General features: G+C 65.9%; 21 protein-coding genes. 18 read left to right on the top strand and 3 right to left on the bottom strand.

Annotation, left to right across the window (positions count from 1 at the left end; all coding sequences use genetic code 11):
- The first annotated feature begins 83 nt into the window (after positions 1 to 83).
- Positions 84 to 4,199: a DNA-directed RNA polymerase subunit beta gene (rpoB, locus tag JMT67_RS04005; protein ID WP_182714531.1), complete on the top strand. Its 4,116-nt coding sequence runs from the start codon at positions 84 to 86 to the stop codon at positions 4,197 to 4,199.
- A gap of 149 nt (positions 4,200 to 4,348) precedes the next feature.
- A complete protein-coding gene (rpoC, locus tag JMT67_RS04000; RefSeq protein WP_201462747.1) occupies positions 4,349 to 8,545 on the top strand; it encodes a DNA-directed RNA polymerase subunit beta' in 4,197 nt (1,398 codons plus the stop codon).
- 71 nt (positions 8,546 to 8,616) lie between these two features.
- Here rpoC and JMT67_RS03995 read toward each other — a convergent pair whose 3' ends face one another.
- Both JMT67_RS03995 and JMT67_RS03990 read right to left on the bottom strand, forming a co-directional pair.
- Positions 8,617 to 9,024, bottom strand: a complete 408-nt coding sequence (locus tag JMT67_RS03995) for a hypothetical protein (protein ID WP_201462746.1) — start codon at positions 9,022 to 9,024, stop codon at positions 8,617 to 8,619.
- Positions 8,970 to 9,440, bottom strand: coding sequence for a hypothetical protein (locus tag JMT67_RS03990; protein ID WP_201462745.1), 471 nt, complete (start codon positions 9,438 to 9,440; stop codon positions 8,970 to 8,972). Before JMT67_RS03990 ends, JMT67_RS03995 begins: the two co-directional genes overlap by 55 nt.
- A gap of 1,042 nt (positions 9,441 to 10,482) precedes the next feature.
- Between JMT67_RS03990 and rpsL the strand changes: the two genes are divergently transcribed.
- From rpsL to tuf, 4 genes are all read left to right on the top strand, one after another.
- Positions 10,483 to 10,857 carry a 30S ribosomal protein S12 gene (gene rpsL / locus JMT67_RS03985; RefSeq protein ID WP_008260482.1) on the top strand — a complete coding sequence of 125 codons (375 nt, stop codon included), beginning with the start codon at positions 10,483 to 10,485 and terminating at the stop codon, positions 10,855 to 10,857.
- 81 nt (positions 10,858 to 10,938) lie between these two features.
- A complete protein-coding gene (gene rpsG / locus JMT67_RS03980; protein ID WP_054765982.1) occupies positions 10,939 to 11,412 on the top strand; it encodes a 30S ribosomal protein S7 in 474 nt (157 codons plus the stop codon).
- A 149-nt stretch (positions 11,413 to 11,561) separates the two neighbouring features.
- A complete protein-coding gene (gene fusA / locus JMT67_RS03975) occupies positions 11,562 to 13,640 on the top strand; it encodes an elongation factor G (protein ID WP_054765981.1) in 2,079 nt (692 codons plus the stop codon).
- Between the two features lie 107 nt (positions 13,641 to 13,747).
- A complete protein-coding gene (gene tuf, locus JMT67_RS03970) occupies positions 13,748 to 14,938 on the top strand; it encodes an elongation factor Tu (RefSeq protein ID WP_183217189.1) in 1,191 nt (396 codons plus the stop codon).
- 259 nt (positions 14,939 to 15,197) lie between these two features.
- Here tuf and JMT67_RS03965 read toward each other — a convergent pair whose 3' ends face one another.
- Positions 15,198 to 15,878 carry a TetR/AcrR family transcriptional regulator gene (locus JMT67_RS03965; protein ID WP_233455921.1) on the bottom strand — a complete coding sequence of 227 codons (681 nt, stop codon included), beginning with the start codon at positions 15,876 to 15,878 and terminating at the stop codon, positions 15,198 to 15,200.
- Positions 15,879 to 15,907: 29 nt separating this feature from the next.
- Between JMT67_RS03965 and JMT67_RS03960 the strand changes: the two genes are divergently transcribed.
- The 12 genes from JMT67_RS03960 (at position 15,908) to thiL (ending at position 24,841) form a co-directional block, all read left to right on the top strand.
- Positions 15,908 to 16,429 (top strand): DinB family protein, encoded by a 522-nt coding sequence (locus tag JMT67_RS03960; protein ID WP_197273304.1) that lies wholly within the window; start codon positions 15,908 to 15,910, stop codon positions 16,427 to 16,429.
- Positions 16,430 to 16,590: 161 nt separating this feature from the next.
- The gene (gene hemA / locus JMT67_RS03955) at positions 16,591 to 17,817 is read left to right on the top strand and encodes a 5-aminolevulinate synthase (protein ID WP_201462743.1); all 1,227 of its coding nucleotides are present in this window, start codon (positions 16,591 to 16,593) and stop codon (positions 17,815 to 17,817) included.
- Positions 17,814 to 18,002 carry a DUF6898 family protein gene (locus JMT67_RS03950; protein WP_054765977.1) on the top strand — a complete coding sequence of 63 codons (189 nt, stop codon included), beginning with the start codon at positions 17,814 to 17,816 and terminating at the stop codon, positions 18,000 to 18,002. The genes hemA and JMT67_RS03950 overlap by 4 nt, the downstream gene beginning before the upstream one ends.
- A 32-nt stretch (positions 18,003 to 18,034) precedes the next feature.
- Positions 18,035 to 18,598, top strand: coding sequence for a GNAT family N-acetyltransferase (locus JMT67_RS03945; RefSeq protein WP_201462742.1), 564 nt, complete (start codon positions 18,035 to 18,037; stop codon positions 18,596 to 18,598).
- Between the two features lie 33 nt (positions 18,599 to 18,631).
- Positions 18,632 to 19,915, top strand: a complete 1,284-nt coding sequence (glyA, locus tag JMT67_RS03940; RefSeq protein ID WP_191554074.1) for a serine hydroxymethyltransferase — start codon at positions 18,632 to 18,634, stop codon at positions 19,913 to 19,915.
- An 8-nt stretch (positions 19,916 to 19,923) separates the two neighbouring features.
- Complete coding sequence (gene nrdR / locus JMT67_RS03935; RefSeq protein WP_054765974.1) at positions 19,924 to 20,394, top strand: transcriptional regulator NrdR; 471 nt, start codon at positions 19,924 to 19,926, stop codon at positions 20,392 to 20,394.
- Complete coding sequence (locus JMT67_RS03930; protein WP_201462741.1) at positions 20,394 to 21,014, top strand: RibD family protein; 621 nt, start codon at positions 20,394 to 20,396, stop codon at positions 21,012 to 21,014. Before nrdR ends, JMT67_RS03930 begins: the two co-directional genes overlap by 1 nt.
- 120 nt (positions 21,015 to 21,134) lie before the next feature.
- Entirely contained in the window at positions 21,135 to 21,725 is a 591-nt protein-coding gene (locus JMT67_RS03925; protein ID WP_183217193.1) for a riboflavin synthase, read from the top strand.
- Positions 21,725 to 22,873: a 3,4-dihydroxy-2-butanone-4-phosphate synthase gene (gene ribB / locus JMT67_RS03920; RefSeq protein ID WP_233455787.1), complete on the top strand. Its 1,149-nt coding sequence runs from the start codon at positions 21,725 to 21,727 to the stop codon at positions 22,871 to 22,873. Before JMT67_RS03925 ends, ribB begins: the two co-directional genes overlap by 1 nt.
- Entirely contained in the window at positions 22,870 to 23,331 is a 462-nt protein-coding gene (gene ribH, locus JMT67_RS03915) for a 6,7-dimethyl-8-ribityllumazine synthase (protein WP_182714729.1), read from the top strand. Before ribB ends, ribH begins: the two co-directional genes overlap by 4 nt.
- Positions 23,328 to 23,852: a transcription antitermination factor NusB gene (nusB, locus tag JMT67_RS03910; RefSeq protein ID WP_054765970.1), complete on the top strand. Its 525-nt coding sequence runs from the start codon at positions 23,328 to 23,330 to the stop codon at positions 23,850 to 23,852. The genes ribH and nusB overlap by 4 nt, the downstream gene beginning before the upstream one ends.
- On the top strand, positions 23,852 to 24,841 hold the full coding sequence (gene thiL, locus JMT67_RS03905; RefSeq protein WP_201462740.1) for a thiamine-phosphate kinase: 990 nt from the start codon (positions 23,852 to 23,854) through the stop codon (positions 24,839 to 24,841). The genes nusB and thiL overlap by 1 nt, the downstream gene beginning before the upstream one ends.
- Positions 24,842 to 24,857: the final 16 nt, after the last annotated feature.

Here is a 24,857-nt window from a genome sequence, read left to right as displayed (position 1 = left end):
GGCTGCGGACGCTGAAAACGCGCGCCGCGGCTGCTGCATTTCACGCGCGGCTTCCCCGGGTCGCGCGCCATGGGAAACACTGAATGACTGACGTCGCCCACGATCTCGCCATCAACGGTCAGATCGCCTCCGCCACCTCGTTCACCGGCAAGAAGCGCATCCGCAAGTCCTTCGGGCGTATTCCCGAAGCCGTCCAGATGCCGAACCTGATCGAGGTTCAACGCGCCTCCTACGAACAGTTCCTGCAACGCGAAGTCCGTCCGGGCCAGCGCAAGGAGCAGGGCATCGAGGCGGTCTTCAAGTCGGTGTTCCCGATCAAGGACTTCAACGAACGCGCCATCCTGGAATACGTCTCCTACGAGTTCGAAGATCCGAAGTACGACGTCGAGGAGTGCATTCAGCGCGACATGACCTATGCCGCGCCGCTGAAGGTCAAGCTGCGCCTGATCGTCTTTGAGACCGACGAGGAAACGGGAGCCCGTTCGGTCAAGGACATCAAGGAGCAGGACGTCTACATGGGCGACATCCCGCTCATGACGGACAAGGGCACCTTCATCGTCAACGGCACCGAGCGCGTGATCGTCTCGCAGATGCACCGTTCGCCGGGCGTCTTCTTCGACCACGACAAGGGCAAGACGCACAGCTCGGGCAAGCTGCTGTTCGCCGCGCGCGTCATCCCCTACCGCGGCTCCTGGCTGGACTTCGAGTTCGACGCCAAGGACGTGGTCTATGTCCGCATCGACCGCCGCCGCAAGCTGCCGGCCACGACCTTCCTGATGGGTCTGGGCATGGACGGCGAAGAAATCCTGAAGACCTTCTACGAGACCGTGCCCTACGAGAAGCGCGGCGAGGGCTGGGTCACGCCGTACAAGGCCGAGCGCTGGCGCGGGGTGAAGCCGGAGTTCGACCTGATCGACGCCGACACCGGCGAAGTGGTGGCACAGGCCGGCCAGAAAATCAGCGCCCGCGCCGCCAAGAAGCTGGGTGAAACGGTCAAGTCGCTGTCGCTGGCCGCCGACGCCCTGGTGACCAAGTATCTGGCGAACGACGCCGTCAACTTCGAGACCGGCGAAATCTTCGCCGAAGCCGGCGACGAGCTGGACGCCGCCACCATCGCGGTGCTGGAAGAGAACGGTTTCACCACCATCGAGGTGCTGGACATCGACCACGTCACGGTCGGCGCCTACATGCGCAACACCCTGCGCATCGACAAGAACGACAACCGCGAAGACGCCCTGTTCGACGTCTATCGCGTGATGCGTCCGGGCGAGCCGCCTACCCCGGAAGCCGCCGAAGCCATGTTCAACTCGCTGTTCTTCGACAGCGAGCGCTACGACCTGTCGGCCGTGGGCCGGGTCAAGATGAACATGCGTCTGGAGACCCCCGAGGTGTCCGACGAGATCCGCGTCCTGCGCAAGGAGGACGTGCTGAAGGTGTTGCAGATCCTGGTCGGGCTGAAGGACGGCCGCGGCGAGATCGACGATATCGACAACCTGGGCAACCGCCGGGTCCGTTCGGTCGGCGAACTGCTGGAGAACCAGTACCGCGTCGGCCTGCTGCGGATGGAGCGCGCCATCAAGGAGCGCATGTCCTCGGTCGATATCGACACGGTCATGCCGCACGACCTGATCAACGCCAAGCCGGCCGCCGCGGCGGTTCGCGAATTCTTCGGCTCGTCGCAGCTGTCGCAGTTCATGGACCAGACGAACCCGCTGTCGGAAATCACCCACAAGCGTCGTTTGTCGGCGCTTGGCCCGGGCGGTCTGACGCGTGAGCGCGCGGGCTTCGAAGTCCGCGACGTCCACCCGACCCACTATGGCCGCATCTGCCCGATCGAGACGCCGGAAGGCCCGAACATCGGCCTGATCAACTCCCTGGCCACTCACGCCCGCGTCAACAAGTACGGCTTCATCGAGAGCCCGTACCGCCGCGTGAAGGACGGCAAGGCCCAGGGCGAGGTGGTCTACATCTCCGCCATGGAGGAGTCGAAGTACACGATCGCCCAGGCGAACATCGAACTGAAGGACGGGGTGATCGTCGAGGACCTGGTCCCCGGCCGGATCAACGGCGAATCTCAGCTCCTGAACAAGGACGCGGTGGACATGATGGACGTGTCGCCGAAACAGGTCGTTTCGGTCGCCGCCGCCCTGATCCCCTTCCTCGAAAACGACGACGCCAACCGCGCACTGATGGGCGCGAACATGCAACGTCAGGCCGTGCCGCTGGTGCAGTCGGACGCGCCCCTGGTCGGCACCGGCATGGAAGCGGTCGTGGCCGTGGACTCCGGCGCCGTGGTGGTGGCCCGTCGTGACGGCGTCGTCGAACAGATCGACGGCACCCGGATCGTCGTGCGCGCCACCGGCGAGGTGGACGCCGCCCGCTCGGGCGTCGACATCTACCGCCTGTCGAAGTTCCAGCGCTCGAACCAGTCGACCTGCATCAACCAGCGCCCGATCGTGCGCGTGGGCGATGCGGTGAAGGCCGGCGACGTGATCGCCGACGGCCCGTCGACGGACCTGGGCGAACTGGCCCTGGGCCGCAACGCCCTGGTCGCCTTCATGCCCTGGAACGGCTACAACTTCGAAGACTCCATCCTGATCTCCGAGCGCATCGTGCGCGACGACGTCTTCACCTCCATCCACCTCGAGGAGTTCGAGGTGATGGCGCGCGATACGAAGCTCGGGCCGGAGGAAATCACCCGCGACATCCCCAACGTCGGCGAGGAAGCCCTGCGCAACCTCGACGAGGCGGGCATCGTGGCCATCGGCGCCGAGGTCCAGCCGGGCGACATCCTGGTCGGCAAGGTGACGCCGAAGGGTGAGTCGCCCATGACCCCGGAAGAGAAGCTGCTGCGCGCCATCTTCGGCGAGAAGGCTTCCGACGTGCGCGACACCTCCCTGCGCCTGCCGCCCGGCGTCGCCGGCACGATCGTCGACGTCCGCGTGTTCAACCGTCACGGCGTGGACAAGGACGAACGCGCCCTGGCCATCGAACGCGCCGAGATCGAACGTCTGGGCAAGGACCGCGACGACGAGCTCAAGATCCTTGAGCGCAACGTCTACGGCCGTCTGAAGCCGCTGCTGCTGGGCAAGACCGCCGTGTCGGGTCCGAAGGGCATCGGCCGCGGCGAGCTGACCGAAGAGAAGCTGGCCGAGGTCAGCCGCGGCCTGTGGTGGCAGATCGCCCTGGACGACGAAAAGGCCATGGGCGAGCTGGAGGCGATGAAGCGCCAGTTCGAGGACGCGCGTAAGCAACTGGACCGTCGTTTCGAAGACAAGGTCGAGAAGCTGCAGCGCGGCGACGAACTGCCCCCCGGCGTGATGAAGATGGTCAAGGTCTTCGTGGCCGTGAAGCGCAAACTGCAGCCCGGCGACAAGATGGCCGGCCGTCACGGCAACAAGGGCGTCATCTCCAAGATCCTGCCGATCGAGGACATGCCGCACCTGGAGGACGGCACCCACGTGGACGTGGTTCTGAACCCGCTGGGCGTGCCTTCGCGCATGAACATCGGCCAGATCTTCGAGACCCACCTGGGTTGGGCCGCCGCCGGCCTGGGCAAGCAGATCTCCGGTCTGCTGGAAGCCTGGCAAGCGGGTGGTCAGAAGCAGGCGCTGATTGATCGTCTGACCGAAATCTACGGCCCGGAAACCCCGCTGCCGGAAGACGAGGAAGAGCTGATCGAACTGGCGAAGAACCTGTCCAAGGGCGTGCCCTTCGCGACCCCGGTCTTCGACGGCGCGCACATCGGCGACATTGAGCGTCTGCTGGAAGAGGCCGGCCTGCACAAGTCGGCCCAGTCGATCCTGTACGACGGTCAGACCGGCGAGCAGTTCAAGCGTCCGGTCACGGTCGGCTACATCTACATGCTGAAGCTGCACCACCTGGTCGACGACAAGATCCACGCCCGCTCGATCGGCCCGTACTCGCTGGTCACCCAGCAGCCGCTGGGCGGCAAGGCGCAGTTCGGCGGTCAGCGCTTCGGGGAAATGGAGGTCTGGGCTCTGGAAGCCTACGGCGCCGCCTACACCCTGCAGGAGATGCTGACGGTGAAGTCCGACGACGTGGCCGGCCGGACCAAGGTCTACGAGGCCATCGTCCGCGGCGACGACAGCTTCGAGGCCGGCATTCCCGAGAGCTTCAACGTGCTCATCAAGGAAATGCGTTCGCTGGGTCTGAACGTGGAGCTGGAGAACAGCTGAGGCGCGTAGCGCCTCAGAGTGGCGAGTAATGAGTGGCGAGTGGCGAGTGAAGAAATTCAGCGTCGCCCTTGCCCTTCTTCCTCGCCACTCACCACTCGCCACTCGCCACTAAGTTTTTCGCGGTTTCAAACCGCAGCAAGGAACCCAAGATGAACCAGGAAGTCCTGAACATCTTCAACCCGGTCCCGGTCACCCCGACCTTCGACCAGATCAAGATCGCCCTGGCCTCGCCGGAGAAGATCCGGTCGTGGTCGTTCGGCGAGATCAAGAAGCCGGAAACCATCAACTACCGCACGTTCAAGCCCGAGCGTGACGGCCTGTTCTGCGCCCGTATCTTTGGCCCGACCAAGGACTACGAATGCCTGTGCGGCAAGTACAAGCGCATGAAGTACAAGGGCATCATCTGCGAGAAGTGCGGGGTCGAGGTCACCCTGGCCCGCGTTCGCCGCGAGCGGATGGGCCACATCGACCTGGCCGCCCCGGTCGCCCACATCTGGTTCCTGAAGTCGCTGCCCAGCCGCATCTCGCTGATGCTGGACATGGCGCTGAAGGACGTCGAGCGCGTCCTGTATTTCGAGAACTACATCGTCACCGAGCCGGGCCTGACCCCGCTGAAGCAGAACCAGCTGCTGACGGAAGACGAGTTCTATCGCTACCAGGAAGAATACGGCGACGACGGCTTCACCGCCGAGATCGGCGCCGAGGCCGTCCGCAATCTGCTGATGGGCATCGACCTGAACGCGGAAGCTGAAAAGCACCGCGCCGAACTGGCCGACAATCCGTCGGAGATGAAGGCCAAGAAGGCGTCCAAGCGCCTGAAGCTGATCGAAGCCTTCCTGGAATCGGGCAACAAGCCCGAGTGGATGATCCTGACCATCGTGCCGGTCATCCCGCCGGAACTGCGTCCGCTGGTGCCGCTGGACGGCGGTCGTTTCGCGACCTCCGACCTGAACGACCTGTATCGCCGGGTCATCAACCGGAACAACCGTCTGAAGCGCCTGATGGAGCTGCGGGCGCCGGACATCATCATCCGTAACGAAAAGCGGATGCTGCAGGAGTCGGTCGACGCCCTGTTCGACAACGGCCGTCGCGGCCGCGTGATCACCGGCGCCAACAAACGCCCCCTCAAGTCGCTGGCCGACATGCTGAAGGGCAAGCAGGGTCGCTTCCGTCAGAACCTGCTGGGCAAGCGCGTCGACTATTCGGGCCGTTCGGTGATCACCGTGGGTCCGGAACTGAAGCTGCACGAGTGCGGCCTGCCCAAGAAGATGGCGCTGGAGCTGTTCAAGCCCTTCATCTACGCGCGTCTGGACGCCAAGGGTCTGTCGGGCACCGTCAAACAGTCCAAGCGCATGGTCGAGCGCGAACAGCCCGCCGTCTGGGACATCCTGGACGAGGTGATCCGCGAGCACCCGGTTCTGCTGAACCGCGCGCCCACGCTGCACCGTCTGGGCATCCAGGCGTTCGAGCCGAAGCTGATCGAGGGCAAGGCCATCCGCCTGCACCCGCTGGTCTGCACCGCCTTCAACGCCGACTTCGACGGCGACCAGATGGCCGTTCACGTCCCGCTGAGCCTTGAGGCCCAGTTGGAAGCGCGCGTCCTGATGATGTCGACCAACAACATCCTGTCGCCCGCCAACGGCAAGCCGATCATCGTGCCGTCGCAGGACATCGTCCTGGGCCTATACTATCTGTCGCTGGTCAAGGACGGCGAGCCGGGTGAAGGCAAGCTGTTCGCCAACATCGGCGAGATCGACGCGGCGCTGGACGCCAAGGTCGTGACCCTGCACAGCCGCATCAAGGCGCGCTGGACCGAGCTGGACGCCGAGGGCAAGGAGGTGACCAAGGTCATCGACACCACGCCGGGCCGGATGAAGCTGGCCGCCCTGCTGCCGCGCAACCCGAACGTCGGCTATCGCCTGCTCGAGAAGAACCTGACCAAGAAGGAGATCGGGAACCTGATCGACGTGGTCTATCGCCACTGCGGTCAGAAGGCGACGGTCATCTTCGCCGACCAGATGATGGGCCTGGGCTTCCGCGAGGCCGCCAAGGCGGGCATCTCCTTCGGCAAGGACGACATCGTCATTCCGGCGAAGAAGGCCGAGCTGGTCGCCGAAACCCGCACCCAGGTCGAGGAGTACGAACAACAGTACGCCGACGGCCTGATCACGCGCGGCGAGAAGTACAACAAGGTCGTCGACGCCTGGGCCAAGGCCACGGACCGGATCGCCGACGCCATGATGGGCGAGATCGCGCAGCCGCGCGTGCTGATCGAGGGCGAAAACCCCGACATCAACTCGGTCTATATGATGGCCAACTCCGGCGCCCGGGGTTCGCAGGCCCAGATGAAGCAGCTGGGCGGTATGCGCGGCCTGATGGCCAAGCCCTCCGGCGAGATCATCGAGACGCCGATCACCTCGAACTTCAAGGAGGGCCTGACCGTCCTTGAATACTTCAACTCGACCCACGGCGCCCGTAAGGGTCTGGCCGACACCGCGCTGAAAACCGCCAACTCGGGTTATCTGACCCGTCGTCTGGTGGACGTGGCGCAGGACTCGATCGTCACCGAACAGGACTGCGGCTCGACCCGCGGCATCACCCTGCGTGCGGTGATGGAGGGCGGCGACGTCCTGGTCTCGCTGGGCGCCCGTATCCTGGGCCGTTATGCGGCCGAGGACATCAAGGAGCCGGGTACGGACACCGTCCTGTTCCCCGCCGACACCTATCTGGTGGAAGAGGTGGTCGAGGCCATCGAAGCCGCCGGCGTCCAGTCGGTGAAGGTGCGTTCGGCCCTGACCTGCGAAGCCGAAGCCGGCATCTGCGCCCACTGCTACGGCCGTGACCTGGCGCGCGGCACCAACGTCAACATCGGCGAAGCGGTCGGCGTCATCGCCGCCCAGTCGATCGGCGAGCCCGGCACCCAGCTGACCATGCGGACCTTCCACATCGGCGGCACGGCCCAGGTGGCGGAAACCTCCTTCATGGAGGCGACCAACGCCGGTACGGCCAAGGTCACCGGCCCGACCGTCGTCGCGGCCCACGGCGACCTGGTGGCGATGAGCCGCAACGTCATCGTGACCGTGGTCGTGGACGGCAAGGACCGCGAGACGCACAAGGCCCCTTACGGCGCCCGCATCCGCGTCAAGGACGGCGATCCGGTCAAGAAGGGCCAACGCCTGGCCGAGTGGGACCCCTACACCACCCCGATCCTGACGGAAGTCGGCGGCGTGGTGCGCTTCGAGGACCTGGTCGAGGGCCTGTCGGTCAAGGAAGAGACCGACGAAGCCACCGGCATCGCCCAGCGCGTCGTCAGCGACTGGCGGGCCAGCCCGCGCGGCTCGGACCTGCGTCCGGCCATGGGGATCACCAGCGGCGACGCCTACGCCAAGCTGTCGTCGGGCTCCGACGCCCGCTATCTGCTGCCCGTCGGCGCGGTTCTGTCCGTGGCGAACGGCGACGAGGTCAAGCCGGGCGAGATCATCGCCCGCGTTCCGACCGAAGGCGCCAAGACCCGCGATATCACCGGCGGTCTGCCGCGCGTCGCCGAACTGTTCGAAGCCCGTCGTCCGAAGGACTGCGCCGTCATCGCCGAGATGGACGGTCGCGTGGAGTTCGGTCGCGACTACAAGAACAAGCGCCGCATCAAGATCACGCCGGAGCCCAACGCCGACGGCGTTCAGGGCGAACCCGTCGAGTTCCTGATCCCGAAGGGCAAGCACATCTCCGTCCACGACGGCGATCTGATCCAGAAGGGCGACTACATCATCGACGGCAACCCGGACCCGCACGATCTGCTGCGCATCCAGGGCGTCGAGGCGCTGGCCGAGTATCTGGTGAACGAAGTGCAGGAGGTCTATCGACTGCAGGGCGTGCCGATCAACGACAAGCACATCGAAGTCATCGTGCGTCAGATGCTGCAGAAGGTCGAAGTGATCGACGCCGGTGAAACCACCCTGATCCGTGGCGACACGGTCGAGGTGGCGGAAGCCGCGCTGGAGAACGCCAAGGTCGAGAAGCGCGGCGGTCGTCCGGCGGTCACCCAGCCGGTCCTGCTGGGCATCACCAAGGCGTCGCTGCAGACCCGCAGCTTCATCTCGGCGGCCTCCTTCCAGGAGACCACGCGCGTCCTCACCGAGGCTTCGGTCCACGGCAAGAAGGACATGCTGGAAGGTCTGAAGGAGAACGTCATCGTCGGCCGCCTGATCCCGGCGGGCACGGGCGCCTATCTGCGCTCGCTGCAGAAGATCGCCAACGAGCGCGACGCCGAACTGACCCAGGCCCGCGAAGACGCGATCGAGCCCCTGCCGGCCGATCTGCAACTGGAGCTGGAGAGCAGCGAAGGCTGATCTCCGGTTTTCGGAAGCGATGAACTGAAGAGGGGCGGCGCCGGCGACGGGGCCGCCCCTTCTTTTATGCGTCAGTCCTTCCAGCGTTCCCTAGGGGCTGAGGCGCCGGGGGTGACAGGGGCGCCGGCGGCGCGGTGGCCGTCGCGGCTTGTCTGTACGTTCTGGCGGGAATCCGGCGCCAGGGACGGGTCCAGGTGGGCGCCCGCACAGCCCGTGCCGAAGTTCGAGCCGACACAGTCCGCCGGACCGACGACTCCGACCCCGCCGGACAGGGGACGGCGCGTCGCCTCCCACTCCGCCAGACGGCGCGCCCCCTCGCGGGCGAAGCGGGCGTCGCGCTCGGGGTTGCCCGAGCCGGTGATGGGCGCCGCGTTCTCGCCCCTTCGGGCGAACTCATTGCGGCAATGCTGACGTTCCATCTCGTTCAGCAGATCGGGCGAGGCGCAGCCGGGCAGGCCCTGGCGCAGGGTGCGGGCCATGGCCCCGCTGCGGTTTGAAGGATCGACCCGCCAGACGTCGGCCGGCGGCGGCGCGCCCGGCGGCGTCGGGGCGGCGAGGCGGGGACGCAGGGGGCAGGGCGGGGAACGGCCTGGGCCTCCGCAGCGGGAGGTCGAACCGACGGGGAAGACGAGGCTGTCGGAGCCGCTGCGGGTGCGACGTCCGGCGTGGCCATGCTGGGAATGCGGGGGCGTTCGTCGGGCAGCAGGGGGCGGGGCTCGATGTCCAGATAGATCGGCGGCGGCTCGGCGGCGAAGTCTTCCCCGTCGATCCCCAGCGCCGTGACGGACAGGGCGGCGATCAGGGCGATGTTGATGGCGGCGGCCAACGCGGCCAGACCCGCCTTGCGCCAGTCGGGACGCTGGAACGGTGGACGAGGCTGGGCGGACACGCTCATTGGCGGCGCTTTCTGAGGTTGGGCAGGACGCCGTCGCGTGTGGAGAATAGCTCAACGCTGATGTTGACCCCTTCGCAACCGGCCACGGGATTGGGACTTTCGCAAGGCGGGTCGCCCCGCGACGGCTCAGCGCGCTTCGCCTCCCATGCCGCCAGGCGTCTGGCGCCCTGGCGCGCGAAGACCGCCTCCCGTTCGGCGTCGCCCGAGCCGGTTATGGAACGGACCTCCTGGCCCAGGCGCATCCACCGGTCCTCGCATCGACGACGTCCTTCGACGGACAGACGATCCGGCGCGCCGCAGGATGCGAAACTGTCGCTGGGCCGCCCGACGCCGGCCGTGACGCGCCAGCCTTCATCGATGGGGGCGCCGGCCGCGACGGAAACTCCAGCCGCCTTCGTCGGCTTGGAGGTCGCGGGCGAAACGGCGGCTGGACGTTCAACAGGAGAGGGCGCACGGCCGAGCCTGCGAGACGTCCGAACGGACCGATCCCTCGGCAAGGAGGCGCGTGGCTCGATATCGAGATACAAAACCGGTTCGACAGCCCGTGAGCGCGGCGTCCGCTCTCGCCGGTGCTCCATCGACAGCAGGGCTATGACCAGGACGTTGACGCTGACAGCGGCGGCGGTCGCGCCCGCCCAGCCGATCCTGCCCGTCGCCCCCATGCCCGTCCCCCTACCGTTTAAAGCGAAGCTCGACCGCAAGGGTGGCTGGATTCAGGCGCAAGCGGACCTAGGGAGGCGCAGACCGCAACGGAATGCGCGCCTGAGCCCCCGCTGCCTTGACCTTTCCCCCCATCGCGCGTAGAAGCCGCGCACTTTCGAGGCGTGGCCGGTTCCCCGGTCGCTGAGATCGTGACAATCGAACGGACGGGCTGTGCCCGCCGGAACGCCCAAAGCGCGCGTTCCGGCTTTTCTGTTTGGGTCGTCGCGCACTCAGTCTCGATGACACCCGGGCGGGGGAATGGTCCCTCGTTCACAGAAGAAGGCGCGGGGCGCCTCGGTCGAAAGACACACGCCCCCCATAGAAGTCGAGACCTGTCTCAATGCCTACGATCAACCAGCTGATCCGCAAGCCGCGCAAGCCCAAGCCCACCCGCAACAAGGTGCCGGCTCTGGAGGGTTCGCCCCAGCGTCGCGGCGTCTGCACCCGCGTCTACACCACGACCCCGAAGAAGCCGAACTCGGCTCTGCGTAAGGTCGCCAAGGTCCGTCTGGCCAAGAACGGCTACGAGGCCGTGTGCTACATCCCCGGCGAAGGCCACAATCTGCAAGAACACTCGGTGGTTCTGATCCGCGGCGGCCGCGTGAAGGACTTGCCCGGCGTTCGCTACCACATCCTGCGCGGCGTGCTCGACACGCAAGGCGTCAAGGACCGCAAGCAGCGCCGTTCGCACTACGGCGCCAAGCGTCCGAAGTAAGCCGTTCGCTTCCGGGCCGTCGCGCCCGGAGGCCTTTTCGAGATCTTCCCGGCGTCGGCCGGGCCCCAAGAGGAATAACCTATGTCGCGTCGTCACCGCGCCCAGAAACGTGAAGTCCTGCCGGATCCCAAGTTCGGCGACCTGGTCGTCACCAAGTTCATGAACTACGTCATGTACGAAGGTAAGAAGGCCGTCGCCGAGAACATCGTCTACGGCGCCTTCGATATCCTGGCCGAGAAGAAGAAGGACCAGACCGCGGTCGAGACCTTCCACTCCGCCCTGGACAACGTCGCCCCGGCGGTCGAAGTCCGTTCGCGTCGCGTCGGCGGCGCCACCTATCAGGTGCCGGTCGAGGTTCGTCCCGACCGTCGTCGCGCCCTGGCCATCCGCTGGCTGGTCAACGCCGCCCGCAAGCGCGGCGAGAACACCATGACCGAGAAGCTGGCCGCCGAGCTGCTGGACGCCTCGAACAACCGCGGCACCGCGGTCAAGAAGCGCGAAGACACCCACAAGATGGCCGAGGCGAACCGCGCCTTCAGCCATTACCGCTGGTAAATGTCTTAAAACCGTCTCCCTTTCGAAGGTATGGGGCGGTTCCTATCTAAGACTATCCGGCGCGGGCGGTTTCAGCTAAATCGCCCGCGCCGTCATATCCGACATTTCGAAGGGCGCATCTGCGTCCGAAGCCCTCAAGGGACGCTCTAATGCCCCGCACGCATAAAATCGAAGACTACCGCAACTTCGGCATCATGGCCCACATCGACGCGGGCAAGACGACGACGACCGAGCGGATCCTGTACTACACGGGCAAGTCGCATAAGATCGGCGAAGTTCACGACGGCGCCGCCACCATGGACTGGATGGACCAGGAGCAGGAGCGCGGCATCACCATCACCTCGGCCGCGACGACCGCCTTCTGGAAAGAAAAGCGCCTCAACATCATCGACACTCCCGGCCACGTGGACTTCACCATCGAGGTCGAGCGTTCCTTGCGCGTCCTCGACGGCGCCGTGACCGTTCTGGACGGCAACGCCGGCGTTGAGCCGCAGACCGAGACCGTCTGGCGTCAGGCCGACAAGTACAAGGTTCCGCGCATCGTCTTCGTCAACAAGATGGACAAGATCGGCGCCGACTTCGACAAGTCGGTCGAATCGATCCGCGACCGTCTGGGCGCCAAGGCCGTGCCGATCCAGTTCCCGATCGGCGCCGAGTCGAACCTGAAGGGCCTGGTGGATCTGGTCCGCATGAAGGCCGTGGTCTGGGACAACGACGGCCTGGGCGCCTCCTACCAGGACGAGGAAATCCCCGCCGACCTGATGGACAAGGCCGTCGAGGCCCGCCAGTACCTGATCGACAACGCCGTGGAACTCGACGACGAGGCCATGGAAGCCTATCTGGGCGGCGAAGAGCCCTCGGAAGAGACGATCAAGAAGTGCATCCGTAAGGCCGTTCTGACCGGCGCCTTCTACCCGATCCTCTGCGGCTCGGCCTTCAAGAACAAGGGCGTGCAGACCCTGCTGGACGCCGTCGTCGACTATCTGCCGTCGCCGGTGGACATCCCCCCGACCAAGGGCATCGACTACAAGACCGAGGCCGAGGTCGAGCGCAAGGCGTCCGACGACGAGCCCCTGTCGGTTCTGGCGTTCAAGATCATGGACGACCCCTTCGTCGGTTCGCTGACCTTCTGCCGCCTGTATTCCGGCAAGATGGAAACCGGCATGGGCCTGTTGAACTCGACCCGCGACAAGAAGGAACGCGTCGGCCGCATGCTGTTGATGCACTCCAACAACCGCGAGGACATCAAGGAAGCCTACGCCGGCGACATCGTCGCCCTGGCCGGCCTGAAGGACACCCGCACCGGCGACACCCTGTGCGACCCGATCAAGTCGCCGGTGATCCTGGAGCGGATGGAATTCCCGGCCCCGGTGATCGAGATCGCCGTCGAGCCCAAGTCCAAGGCCGACCAGGAGAAGCTGGGCGTCGCCCTGGCCAAGCTGGCCTCGGAAGACCCGTCCTTCACCGTCTCGACCGACCACGAGTCGGGCCAGACGATCCTGAAGGGCATGGGCGAGCTGCACCTGGACATCAAGATCGACATCCTGAAGCGCACCTATAAGGTCGAGGCCAATATCGGCGCGCCGCAGGTGGCCTATCGCGAGTCCATCAGCCGCAAGGCCGAGATCGACTACACCCACAAGAAGCAGACCGGCGGTACGGGCCAGTTCGCCCGCGTCAAACTGGTGTTCGAGCCGGGCGAGCCGGGTACGGACTTCGTCTTCGAATCCGCCATCGTCGGCGGCGCGGTGCCCAAGGAATACATCCCGGGCGTCGAAAAGGGCCTGAAGTCGGCCAAGGACAACGGCCTGCTGGCCGGCTTCCCGGTGATCGACGTCAAGGCCACCCTGGTGGACGGCGCCTTCCACGACGTCGACTCCTCGGTCCTGGCCTTCGAAATCGCCGCTCGCGCCGCCTTCAAGGAACTGCGCGAGAAGGGCGGACCCAAGCTGCTGGAGCCGATCATGGCCGTCGAGGTCGTGACCCCGGAAGAGTATCTGGGTTCGGTGATCGGCGACCTGAACGGCCGTCGCGGCATGATCCAGGGTCAGGACATGCGCGGCAACGCCACCGTCGTGAACGCCTTCGTGCCGCTGGCCAACATGTTCGGCTATGTGAACACGCTGCGCGGCATGTCGCAGGGCCGCGCCCAGTTCACCATGCAGTACGACCACTATGAGCCGGTGCCGCAGCACGTCGCCGACGAAGTGATCAAGAAGTACGCCTAAGCTTTTCCTTTCGGAAAAGCGCACCTAAAAGCGCCCGGTCCCAAGACCGGGCGCCCTTAACCCCCAGACTGCAGGAACCCCCGGTTCGGGGACCTAGGAGCTAGAGAATGGCCAAGGAAAAGTTCGAACGCACGAAGCCGCACTGCAACATCGGCACGATCGGTCACGTTGACCACGGCAAGACGACGCTGACGGCGGCGATCACGATGACGCTGGCGAAGGCCGGCGGCGCCAAGGCGATGAACTACGCCGACATCGACGCTGCGCCGGAAGAGAAGGCGCGCGGCATCACGATCAACACGGCGCACGTGGAATATGAGACGGCGAACCGTCACTATGCGCACGTCGACTGCCCCGGCCACGCCGACTATGTGAAGAACATGATCACCGGCGCGGCGCAGATGGACGGCGCGATCCTGGTGGTTTCGGCCGCTGACGGCCCGATGCCGCAGACGCGCGAGCACATCCTGCTGGCCCGTCAGGTCGGCGTGCCGGCCCTGGTGGTCTTCATGAACAAGGTCGACCTGGTCGACGACGAAGAGCTGCTGGAGCTGGTCGAGATGGAGGTGCGCGAGCTCTTGAGCTCGTACCAGTTCCCGGGCGACGAGATCCCGATCACCAAGGGGTCGGCCAAGGCCGCGACCGACGGCGTGAACCCGGAGATCGGCGAGCAGCGCATCCTGGCCCTGATGGAAACCGTCGACAGCTACATCCCGCAGCCGGAACGTCCGGTGGACCTGCCGTTCCTGATGCCGGTGGAAGACGTCTTCTCGATCTCGGGCCGCGGCACCGTGGTGACCGGTCGCGTCGAGAAGGGCATCATCAAGGTCGGTGAAGAAGTCGAGATCGTCGGCATCCGTCCGGTCCAGAAGACGACCTGCACGGGCGTCGAAATGTTCCGCAAGCTGCTGGATCAGGGCCAGGCGGGCGACAACGTCGGCGTTCTGCTGCGCGGCACCAAGCGTGAAGACGTCGAGCGCGGTCAGGTTCTGTGCAAGCCGGGTTCGATCACCCCGCACACCAAGTTCGTGGCCGAGGCCTACATCCTGACCAAGGAAGAGGGCGGCCGTCACACCCCGTTCTTCACCAACTATCGTCCGCAGTTCTACTTCCGCACGACCGACGTGACCGGCATCGTGAAGCTGAAGGAAGGCGTCGAGATGATCATGCCCGGCGACAACGCCGAGCTGAACGTCGAACTGATCACCCCGATCGCCATGGACCAGGGCCTGCGCTTCGCCATCCGTGAAGGCGGCCGCACCGTCGGCGCCGGCGTCGTGGCCAAGATCGTCGAGTAAGCCTCTAGGTGCGCTAACGCGCGCGACGCGGTCGTTCGCTTCTTGAGCCCTTCGACCTCAAGTGGCGAGCCTCCGCGAGGCGAGCGTAGGCTACAAAAAGAACGGCCCCCGGAGAAATCCGGGGGCCGTTTTGCTTTGGGCGACTGTCTTACGCGCGGCGGATCCCACGCCGCCTTGAGGTCCGTGATGCGGGGCTACAGCAATGGGGTGAGGGTGACAGCCTTGAATCCAGGAAGGCGCCTCTGGACAAGGCAGCCTTTCACGGCAAATCAGTTCCAGGTGATAGATAGAGCGCGATCAAGCGGATCAACTCCTCGCGCATCCGCTCGTCGTCGAGGGCGCTGCGACTCGCCGCATTGTGGATCACGCCGTCAACGGCGTCCGAGAGGACACGCCCCGCAACCGCGTCAGCGGGACTACCCTGTCTGCTGCGGAAGTCCGCCACGATTTTCGCGTATAACGACAGGTAGGCGACTTCATAGTCGCTCGCCGGGTTGCGGCGCGCCCTCGCTGTCGGGATCTCTTGAAGTAGGACGGGATGAAGGCCAGGATGAATGGAATGGGCTTCGATCCTCGCTGCGACGATCCGGACCGCCAGTTCATGTGGCGTCAATCCTACGGCACGAAGCCTTCGCATCGCTTGCATACCGTTTTCCAGATGGGTCTGACGGATGGCGTCGACCAGTGAAAACTTGTCCTCAAAATACTGGTAAAGCGAGCCGATGCTGACGCCGGCCCTCTCAGCGACGCGGTTCGTCGTGAACCCCGCCCATCCGTCATCGCTGAGAATGCGAGCACCGGCTTCGATGATGGCATCGACCGTGGCGCGCGAGCGCGCCTGACGCGGGGTTTTGCGGGTCGCCGCTTGCGGATTTTCAATGCGAATAGACAGGAACGCCGCTCCTTCTGAAAATGTGTGCGGATTGCTCGCATTCGTCACCAGCAAAGTAAGGCCTGACAATGGGAAATATGCTGCAGATGTTGGTTCGCTATTCTGCCTGGGCCAATCAGGAGCTGTTTGACAAACTGGACGCTCTTGATGCTGTGCAATGGGAGGCGGAATTGCTGATCGCGCGGCGACTCATCGGCCACCTTCACGTTGTGAGCCGGATTTTCGCAGGACATCTGCAAGGAGAGACGCACGGCTTCACCTCTACAAATTTCGAAACGGCGTTGCCGCTCGGCCAGTTGAGGGAGGCCGTTGCAGCGACCGACCAGTGGTACATCGACTATGTGGATGCTCTGTCTGCCGAAGCTCGGATCGAGCCCGTCGCCTTCACCTTCACTGACGGCGACCGCGGCTCGATGACGCGTGAGGAGATGCTGGTTCATGTCTCGCTGCACGCCGGCTATCACAGAGGCGAGATCGGCCGCCTTCTCACTCAAGCATCCGTCACGCCGCCCTGGGACACGCTTGCGGTGTATCTTCACCAGAACGAGCCCGCGCGGCGAGACAAGGGATTCAGTCAAGACGGGTCCGGCGCAGGCTGATTCTGGGCAGCATACCGAGCTGGAGACGAGCTGACGCCTTCGTTCTGAGAAGCGTTATCAATTAAGGGCTTGGGCGATTTGTCCATACGGAAGACATGGACAAGCCAGGCCGTCGGGCGCAAATAAACCTCAGACACGCCATAAGCGAAAGAACGACTATCGTGTTCGACTATAAGGCCGCCTTTGAAAGCTCGGTGGAGCAGGTGCGCAGCGAAGGCCGGTATCGCGTCTTCGCCGATCTGAAGCGGGTGAGCGGCGCCTTTCCCCAGGCGGTGCGCCGTCGGGAAGACGGGTCCGAACAGGACGTTGTGATCTGGTGCTCGAACGACTATCTGGGCATGGGCCAGCATCCGGACGTGCTGAAGGCCATGCAGGACGAGATCGCGGCGACCGGCGCGGGCGCCGGCGGCACGCGCAACATCTCGGGCACCACCCGCTCGGCTGTGGATCTGGAGAGCGAACTGGCCGACTGGCATCAGAAGGAGGCGGCCCTGCTGTTCACCTCCGGCTATGTCGGCAATGAGGCGACCCTGTCGACCCTGCAGAAGATCCTGCCGGGCCTGATCATCTTCTCCGACGCTCTGAACCACGCCTCGATGATCGAGGGCATCCGTCACGGCGGCGGTGAACGTCACATCTTCCGCCACAACGACCTGGCGCATCTGGAGCAGCTCCTGGCCGCCGCCCCGGTCGAGGCGCCCAAGCTGATCGCGTTTGAGAGCGTCTATTCGATGGACGGCGACATCGCCGACCTGGCCGGCACCATCGCCCTGGCCCGGAAATACGGCGCCTTGACCTATCTGGACGAGGTCCACGCCGTGGGCCTGTACGGCGCGACCGGCGCCGGCGTCGCCGAGCGGGACGGGGTCCTGGACCAGATCGACATCATCGAATGCACCCTGGGCAAGGCCGTGGGCGTCATGGGCGGCTATATCGCGGCCGACGCCGTGATCGTGGACGCCGTGCGCAGCTGGGCCTCGGGCTTCATCTTCACCACCAGCCTGCCGCCGGCCCTGACGGCGGGGGCCCTGGCCTCGGTGCGCCATCTGAAGGCCCATCCCGAACTGCGCGAACGCCATCAGGAACGCGCCGCGACCCTGAAGGCCCGTTTCGCCGCCGTCGGCATTCCGGTCATGGAGTCCGAGAGCCACATCGTCCCGGTCCATGTCGGCGACCCGGTCCACTGCAAGATGATCTCGGACATGCTGCTGGAAGACTTCGGCGTCTATGTGCAGCCGATCAACTATCCGACCGTGCCCAAGGGCGCCGAGCGGCTGCGCTTCACGCCCTCGCCCAACCATACGGACGCGATGATGGATCATCTGGTCCAGGCGATGGACAAGCTCTTCTCCCACTGCAACGTGGCGCGCCGGCCCGTCGCCGCATGACGACCGGCGACGACCTCGGCGAGATCATCGTCGAGTTCGTCCGCAACGGCCCCTATGTCAAATGCTCGGCCATCCACGTCGCGACCGGCCGCGAGGTCAGCGCCATGGGACCGGCGAACGAACCCAAGGCCGTCGAGCGGGTGGCGATCGCCAAGCTGAGGCGAGCTTTGGAGGCTGGGCGATAGCGCAGCCGCTCTCTTGACCCTATAGCGGCGGCATGCGCCCGACGCTCACCCTTCATACGCCCCGCTTCCTGATGCGGCCGTTGGTCCGCGAGGACGCGGCGGCGCTGTTTCCAACCCTCTCGCGCGACGACCAGTGTCTGTATATGTCGCGACCCGCCTTCCGTAGCGAGGCCGATCTGGCCGATTGGCTGGTCGATCCGACCTGGCCGGGCCGAAGCTGGACGGCGGTGGACCGCGAAACCGGCGCGGTCGCTGGACGCTACGTCGCCTTTCCAGGACGCGACGAGGGCGTTCTGGAGGTCGGCTATGTCACCGTCGTCGACCGCCAGGGGCAGGGCGTGGCGCGGGAGTGCATGACGGCCCTGGTGTCCCATCTCTTCACCGATCCGTCGTGCCGTCGGATCTATGCGGAGATCGATGCGGACAACCGGCCGTCCGCCGGCTTGGCCGAGCGCCTGGGCTTTTCCTTGGAAGGACGGTTGCGGGAGCATGAAACCACGCACAAGGGCCTGTGCGACATGCTGGTCTACGGCCTGCTGCGGCGTGAATGGGCGGCTGGGACACAAGATATTGTGGTTCGCTCCGCTGGGGACTAGATAGGCGGCCTTCTCAGATGCGGGGATTCCGACGTGACCGCCTTCACCCATGACGCCTATTTCACCAAGACCCTGGCCGACGCCGATCCGGACGTCTTCAAGGGCATTCAAGGGGAGTTGGGCCGGCAGAAGGAGCAGATCGAGCTGATCGCGTCCGAGAACATCGTCTCCCAGGCGGTGCTGGACGCCCAAGGCTCGGTTCTGACGAACAAATACGCCGAGGGGTATCCGGGGCGCCGCTACTACGGCGGCTGCGAATATGTGGACGTGACCGAGGATCTGGCGCGCGAACGGGCGAAAAAGCTGTTCGGCGCGGCCTTCGCCAACGTCCAACCCCACTCGGGCGCCCAGGCCAACCAGGCGGTCTTCTTTACGCTCTTGCAGCCCGGCGACACCTTTTTGGGCATGGACCTGGCCTGCGGCGGGCACCTGACCCACGGGTCGCCGGCGAACCAGTCGGGCAAGTGGTTCCGCCCGGTGACCTACAAGGTCACCGAAGACACCCATCTGATCGACTATGACCATGTGGCCGAAATGGCCGAGCGCGAGAAGCCCAAGCTGATCCTGGCCGGCGCCTCCGCCTACAGCCGCCACATCGACTTCAAGCGGTTCCGCGAGATCGCCGACAGCGTCGGCGCCTATCTGATGGTGGACATGGCCCACTACGCCGGCCTGGTGGCCGGGGGCGCCTATCCCGATCCGATCCCGCACGCCCATGTCGTGACCACGACGACGCACAAGACCCTGCGCGGGCCGCGCGGCGGCATGATCCTGTCCAACGATGTCGAACTGGGCAAGAAGATCAACTCGGCCGTCTTCCCGGGCCTCCAGGGCGGGCCGCTGGAGCATGTGATCGCGGCCAAGGCCGTGGCCTTCGGCGAGGCGCTGCAGCCCGAGTTCAAGCTGTACGCCCAGCAGGTGGTCAAGAACGCCCAGGCCCTGGCCGGCGTCCTGGTCGAGCGCGGCCTGGCCATCGTCTCGGGCGGCACCGACAGCCATCTGATGCTGGTCGATCTGCGGCCCAAGGGCGTGACCGGCAAGGCGACCGAGCATGAGCTTGAGAAGGCGCTGATGACCTGCAACAAGAACGGCGTGCCGTTCGACACGGCCCCCTTCACCGTCACCTCGGGCGTTCGCCTGGGCACGCCCGCCGGCACGACGCGGGGCTTCGGCGAGGACGAGTTCAAGCAGATCGGCCACTGGATCGCCGACGTCGTCTCCTCGATGAACGGCGGGGACGAGGCTGATCCGGCCGTGGTCGCGGGCGTGGCGGCCCAGGTGCGCGAACTGACGAACCGCTTCCCCATCTACGGATGATCTGACCGATGAAGTGCCCCTTCTGCGGTCATCAGGACACCCAGGTTAAGGACAGCCGGCCGTCGGACGACGGCTCGGCGATCCGACGGCGGCGGTCCTGTCCGAACTGCAACGGGCGCTTCACCACCTTCGAGCGGGTCCAGCTGCGCGAACTGGTGATTCTGAAACGCAACGGTCGGCGCACCCCGTTCGACCGGGACAAGCTGGAGCGGTCGCTGGGCGTGGCCCTGCGCAAACGCCCGGTCCAGGCCGAACAGGTCGAACAGATGGTCAATCGGATCGTCCGCCAGCTTGAAAGCCTGGGCGAGACCGAAATCGCTTCCAGCGTCGTCGGCGACTTCATCATGAAGGCGCTGAAGGGCGTGGATGAGGTGGCCTATGTCCGCTACGCCTCGGTCTATAAGGACTTTCGGCACACGGGCGACTTCGCCAAATTCCTGGGCGATGAAGGCTTTGACGAGCCGTCCGGCAAGAGCTGATGCGCGTCACCCTGAAGCTGGCCACCTCGCTGGACGGCCGCATCGCCACGGCCTCGGGCGAAAGCCGCTGGATCACCGGCGAGGCGGCCCGGCTGGAAGGGCACAGGCTGCGGGCCGCCCATGACGCCATTCTGGTGGGGGTCGAGACCGTGCTCCACGACGACCCCGAACTGACGACCCGTCTGCCGGGCCGCAGCGTCGATCAGCCGCTGCGGGTGGTGTTGGACAGCCGGCTCAGACCCCCGGCGACGGCCAAACTGGCGGGGCCGAACAGTCTGATCCTGACCGCCGTCGCGCCCCGCCCGGTCGGAGGCGCGGAGGTGCGGCAGGTCGAGACACAGGACGGACGCCCCGCCGTGCCGGCCGTTCTCAAGGCGCTGAAGGCGGTCGGCGTCGCCTCGGTCCTGATCGAGGGCGGAGGCCAGGTGGCCGCCGCCTTTCTGCGCGCGGGGGCGGTGGATCGTTTGGAATGGTTCCGGGCGCCGATCCTGTTGGGCGGGGAGGGGCGGCCGTGCGTGGCCTCCCTGGCCCTTGCAAAGCTGGCCGAGGCCCCCAACTTCCGACGCCTGGATGTCCGGCCCGTCGGGGACGATCTATGGGAAAGCTACGCCCGCATCTGACGACGATCGGACAGATCGGACACTTTGGACACTGTTTTTCGGTGTCCGGATCGGACTGTTTCGGACGATCTGGACACATTAGACTGTATTTTTCGGGTCCGAAGGGGGACCGGTCGTCTCATGTTCACAGGCATCGTCACCGACATCGGCCGCGTCCGCGACGTCCGCGAGACCGAGCGCGACCGCCGCTATGAGATTGAGACCGCCTGGGACGTGGCCTCCATCGACCTGGGCGCCTCAATCAGCCATGCGGGCTGCTGCCTGACCGTGACGGAGAAGGGCCCAGACTGGTTCGCCGTCGAGGTGTCGAACGAGACCCTGTCCAAGACGACGCTGGGCGGCTGGAAGGCCGGCGACGGCGTCAATCTGGAACGGGCTGCGCGCCTGGGCGACGAGATGGGGGGGCACGTCGTCTCGGGTCACGTCGACGGCCTGGGCCGGGTCGTCTCCATCACGCCCGAAGGGGGCTCGCACCGGATCGAGGTCGAGGCCCCGGCGCCGCTGCACCGCTATATCGCCGCCAAGGGGTCGATCACGGTGGATGGGGTGTCGCTGACGGTCAACGCCGTGCAAGACCGGGTCTTTTCGTTGAATATCATTCCGCATACGTGGGAAGTGACGACCCTGGGCCGCCTGAAGGTCGGCGATCCGGTCAATCTCGAGATCGACATGCTGGCGCGCTACCTGGCGCGGTGGCAGGAGACGGCCTGATGCCGAAGGAACGCCAGATGCTGGCCGCGAACATGAACGACAGCCCGATCAGTCCCATTGAGGACATATTGGAGGACGCCCGCAACGGCCGTCCCTACATCCTGGTGGACGCCGAGGATCGCGAGAACGAGGGGGACATCATCATCCCCGCCCAGTTCGCCACCCCGGATCAGATCAACTTCATGATCAAACAGGCCCGCGGTCTGGTCTGCCTGGCCCTGACGGCCGAGCGGGCGCAGCAGCTGCGGCTGCCGCCGATGGCCGCCGAGAACCGCGAGAGCATGAAGACCGCCTTCACCGTCTCGATCGAGGCCAAGGAAGGCGTGACGACGGGTATTTCGGCGGCCGACCGGTCGCGGACCATCCAGGTGGCGACCGACGCCTCGAAGGGCATGGACGACATCGTCTCGCCCGGCCACATCTTTCCCCTGGTGGCGCGTGACGGCGGGGTGCTGGTCCGCGCCGGCCATACCGAGGCTTCCGTCGACATCAGCCGCATGGCCGGCCTGACCCCGGCGGCGGTGATCTGCGAGATCATCAAGGACGACGGCGAGATGGCGCGGATGCCGGATCTGGTCGCCTTCGCCCAGCTGCACGGGCTGAAGATCGGCACCATCGCCGACCTGATCGCCTATCGCCGCCGCACCGAGCGGTTCGTCGAACGGATCATGGATACGCCGTTCGAGAGTGTTCACGGCGGGCCGTTCCGCTTGATGCTCTATAAGAATACGATCGAGGGGGCGGAACACGTCGCCCTGGTCCATGGTCGGATCGACCCGTCCAAACCGACCCTGGTGCGGATGCACCAGGTGGACTTCGCCTGCGACCTGCTGGGCCATGTCGAGGCGCGCCAGGACTATGTGCCCAAGGCCCTGAAGCAGATCACCGAGCATGACGGTCCGGGCGTCGTCGTCTTCCTGCGCGACCCGGCCCTGAACGCGCTGGCGGAACGTCTGGCGGGGGTGGACAAGCCGGCCGCGGTGGATCGGTCGCTGCGGGCCTATGGCGTGGGGGCGCAGATCCTGCTGGACCTGGGCGTCAAGGATATGATCGTGATGAGTTCGACGAGACCTGAACCGACGGCGCTGGAAGGCTATGGCCTGCGCATCGTCGGCTGGCGCGACATGGATGGAGAAGACAAGGCGTGACCGACGCACCCCGTATTCTGATCGTCGAGGCGCGCTTCTACGACGAACTGGCCGACGCCCTGCTGGAAGGGGCCAAGGAGACGCTGAAGGCGCGCGGCGCCCTGTTCGACGTCGTCACCGTGCCGGGCGCCCTGGAGATTCCCGCGGTGATCGCCATGGCCGAAGAGGCCGGGCGGTTCCCGACCGCGCCGCGCTATGACGGCTATGTGGCCCTGGGCTGCGTGATCCGCGGCGAGACCTATCATTTCGAGATCGTCTCGGACCAGTCGGCGGCCGGGCTGATGGCCCTGGGCGTCAAGGGGCTGATCGTCGGCAACGGCATTCTGACGACCGAGGACGAGCATCAGGCCTGGGCCCGGGCGCGGCTTTCCGAAGGGGATAAGGGCGGTGGAGCGGCCAAAGCCTGTCTGGACCTCATTGCATTGAAGAAGCGGTTGCGGCTAGGCCTCGGCGCATGACTGAACCGAACAGCGTCAAGGCCGTCCTCGAACAACTGGCCGAAGCCGAGAAACAGCGTGCCGAGCCCCATCTGAGCTCCAAACAGCGCCGGGCGCGCACCGTGTCGCGCCTCGCCGCCGTCCAGGCCCTGTACCAGATGGAGCTGGCGGGCGAGGGGGTGGAGACGGTGATCACCGAATTCTCCAACTTCCGCTTCGACGCCGACATCGAGGGCGAGGCCCTGGCCGAGGCGGATGAAGCCTATTTCGCCGACATCGTGCGCGGCGTGATCGAAAGCCAGCGCGAGATCGACGCGGCGATCAAGGCCCGGCTGGCGTCCAACTGGCGGTTGGAGCGGATCGACGCCACCCTGCGCGCCCTGCTGCGCTCGGGCGCCTGGGAACTGATCAAACATCCGGAGACGCCGCGCGAAGTGGTGATCGACGAATATGTCGAACTGGCCAAGGCCTTCTTCGACGACTCCGAGGCCCGGTTCGTCAACGCTGCTCTGGACGGCGTCGCCAGAGACGTCCGCCGCTGATGCCCGCGCTCGACGTCGCGGGCGAGTTCGAGACGATCGAGACGCTGCTGCGGCCCCTGGCCCATCCGGAGTGGGGCAGGGGGCTGGTCGATGATGTGGCGGTCCTGCCGTCCCGGCCCGGCTATGATCTGGTCCTGACCAAGGACGCCATCGTCGAAGGCGTCCATTTCCTGCCCGACGACCCCCTGGATACGGTGGCCAGAAAGCTGCTGCGTGTGAACCTGTCCGACTTGGCGGCCAAGGGGGCCGAGCCCTTCGGCTATCTGCTGGCCTGCGCCTGGTCGGAGCGTTGCGGCTGGCCGGAGCGCGAGGCCTTCGCCGCGGGCCTGGCCCAGGATCAGGCCCGGTTCGGGGTCTTTCTGATGGGCGGGGACACGGTAAAGACGCCGGGGCCGGCCGCCTTCTCCCTGACCGCCCTGGGCTGGGTTCCGGCCGGGGGGGCGGTGTCGCGCGCCGGAGCCGAGGCGGGGGATCTGGTCTTCGTGACCGGCACGATCGGCGACGGCCTCCTGGGGCTTCAGGCGGCGCGGGGCCAGTTGACGCTCGATCCCGAGCGGCTGGCCTTTCTGATCGACCATTACCGCCAGCCGACGCCTCAGCAGGATTTCGCCGAGGTGATCGCCGCCCACGCCACTGCGGCGGCCGACGTCTCCGACGGGCTGATCGCCGATCTGACGCATATCGCCGGCGCCAGCGGCGTCGCGATCGACCTGAAGCTGGACAGCCTGCCCCTGTCGGCGGCCGCCAGGGCCTGGTTCGAGGCCCGCGTCGATCCTCAGGCGGCGCTGGAGGATCTGGCGACCGGGGGCGACGACTACCAGATCGTCTTCACCGCCCCCGCCCGGCTGGTGGAGACGCTGCGCCGAGAGGCCGACCGGCGGCGGGTTCGTCTGACCCTGCTGGGCGAGGTGCGGGTCGGCGCCGGGGTCACGGTCTCCTACGGCGGCCGGCCCCTGACGCCGGGGCGCGCCGGCTGGACCCATGGCTAGGACTTTCGCAAGGGAA

Source organism: Brevundimonas aurantiaca, assembly GCF_904830995.1.
GTDB classification, from domain to species: domain Bacteria; phylum Pseudomonadota; class Alphaproteobacteria; order Caulobacterales; family Caulobacteraceae; genus Brevundimonas; species Brevundimonas aurantiaca.
Note: the sequence above shows the minus strand (reverse complement) of the source record. Positions and strands in the feature narration are given on the sequence as shown.

Excerpts from the sequence above, each read along its gene's own strand:
- tuf (WP_183217189.1), top strand. The coding sequence starts at position 13,748 with ATGGCCAAGGAAAAGTTCGAACGCACGAAGCCGCACTGCAACATCGGC.
- JMT67_RS03930 (WP_201462741.1), top strand. The coding sequence starts at position 20,394 with ATGCGCGTCACCCTGAAGCTGGCCACCTCGCTGGACGGCCGCATCGCC.
- JMT67_RS03990 (WP_201462745.1), bottom strand. The coding sequence starts at position 9,440 with ATGAGCGTGTCCGCCCAGCCTCGTCCACCGTTCCAGCGTCCCGACTGG.
- JMT67_RS03925 (WP_183217193.1), top strand. The coding sequence starts at position 21,135 with ATGTTCACAGGCATCGTCACCGACATCGGCCGCGTCCGCGACGTCCGC.
- rpoB (WP_182714531.1), top strand. The coding sequence starts at position 84 with ATGACTGACGTCGCCCACGATCTCGCCATCAACGGTCAGATCGCCTCC.
- JMT67_RS03950 (WP_054765977.1), top strand. The coding sequence starts at position 17,814 with ATGACGACCGGCGACGACCTCGGCGAGATCATCGTCGAGTTCGTCCGC.
- ribB (WP_233455787.1), top strand. The coding sequence starts at position 21,725 with ATGCCGAAGGAACGCCAGATGCTGGCCGCGAACATGAACGACAGCCCG.
- JMT67_RS03945 (WP_201462742.1), top strand. The coding sequence starts at position 18,035 with ATGCGCCCGACGCTCACCCTTCATACGCCCCGCTTCCTGATGCGGCCG.
- nusB (WP_054765970.1), top strand. The coding sequence starts at position 23,328 with ATGACTGAACCGAACAGCGTCAAGGCCGTCCTCGAACAACTGGCCGAA.
- thiL (WP_201462740.1), top strand. The coding sequence starts at position 23,852 with ATGCCCGCGCTCGACGTCGCGGGCGAGTTCGAGACGATCGAGACGCTG.
- fusA (WP_054765981.1), top strand. The coding sequence starts at position 11,562 with ATGCCCCGCACGCATAAAATCGAAGACTACCGCAACTTCGGCATCATG.
- rpsG (WP_054765982.1), top strand. The coding sequence starts at position 10,939 with ATGTCGCGTCGTCACCGCGCCCAGAAACGTGAAGTCCTGCCGGATCCC.
- JMT67_RS03995 (WP_201462746.1), bottom strand. The coding sequence starts at position 9,024 with ATGGCCCGCACCCTGCGCCAGGGCCTGCCCGGCTGCGCCTCGCCCGAT.
- nrdR (WP_054765974.1), top strand. The coding sequence starts at position 19,924 with ATGAAGTGCCCCTTCTGCGGTCATCAGGACACCCAGGTTAAGGACAGC.
- rpsL (WP_008260482.1), top strand. The coding sequence starts at position 10,483 with ATGCCTACGATCAACCAGCTGATCCGCAAGCCGCGCAAGCCCAAGCCC.
- JMT67_RS03960 (WP_197273304.1), top strand. The coding sequence starts at position 15,908 with ATGCTGCAGATGTTGGTTCGCTATTCTGCCTGGGCCAATCAGGAGCTG.
- rpoC (WP_201462747.1), top strand. The coding sequence starts at position 4,349 with ATGAACCAGGAAGTCCTGAACATCTTCAACCCGGTCCCGGTCACCCCG.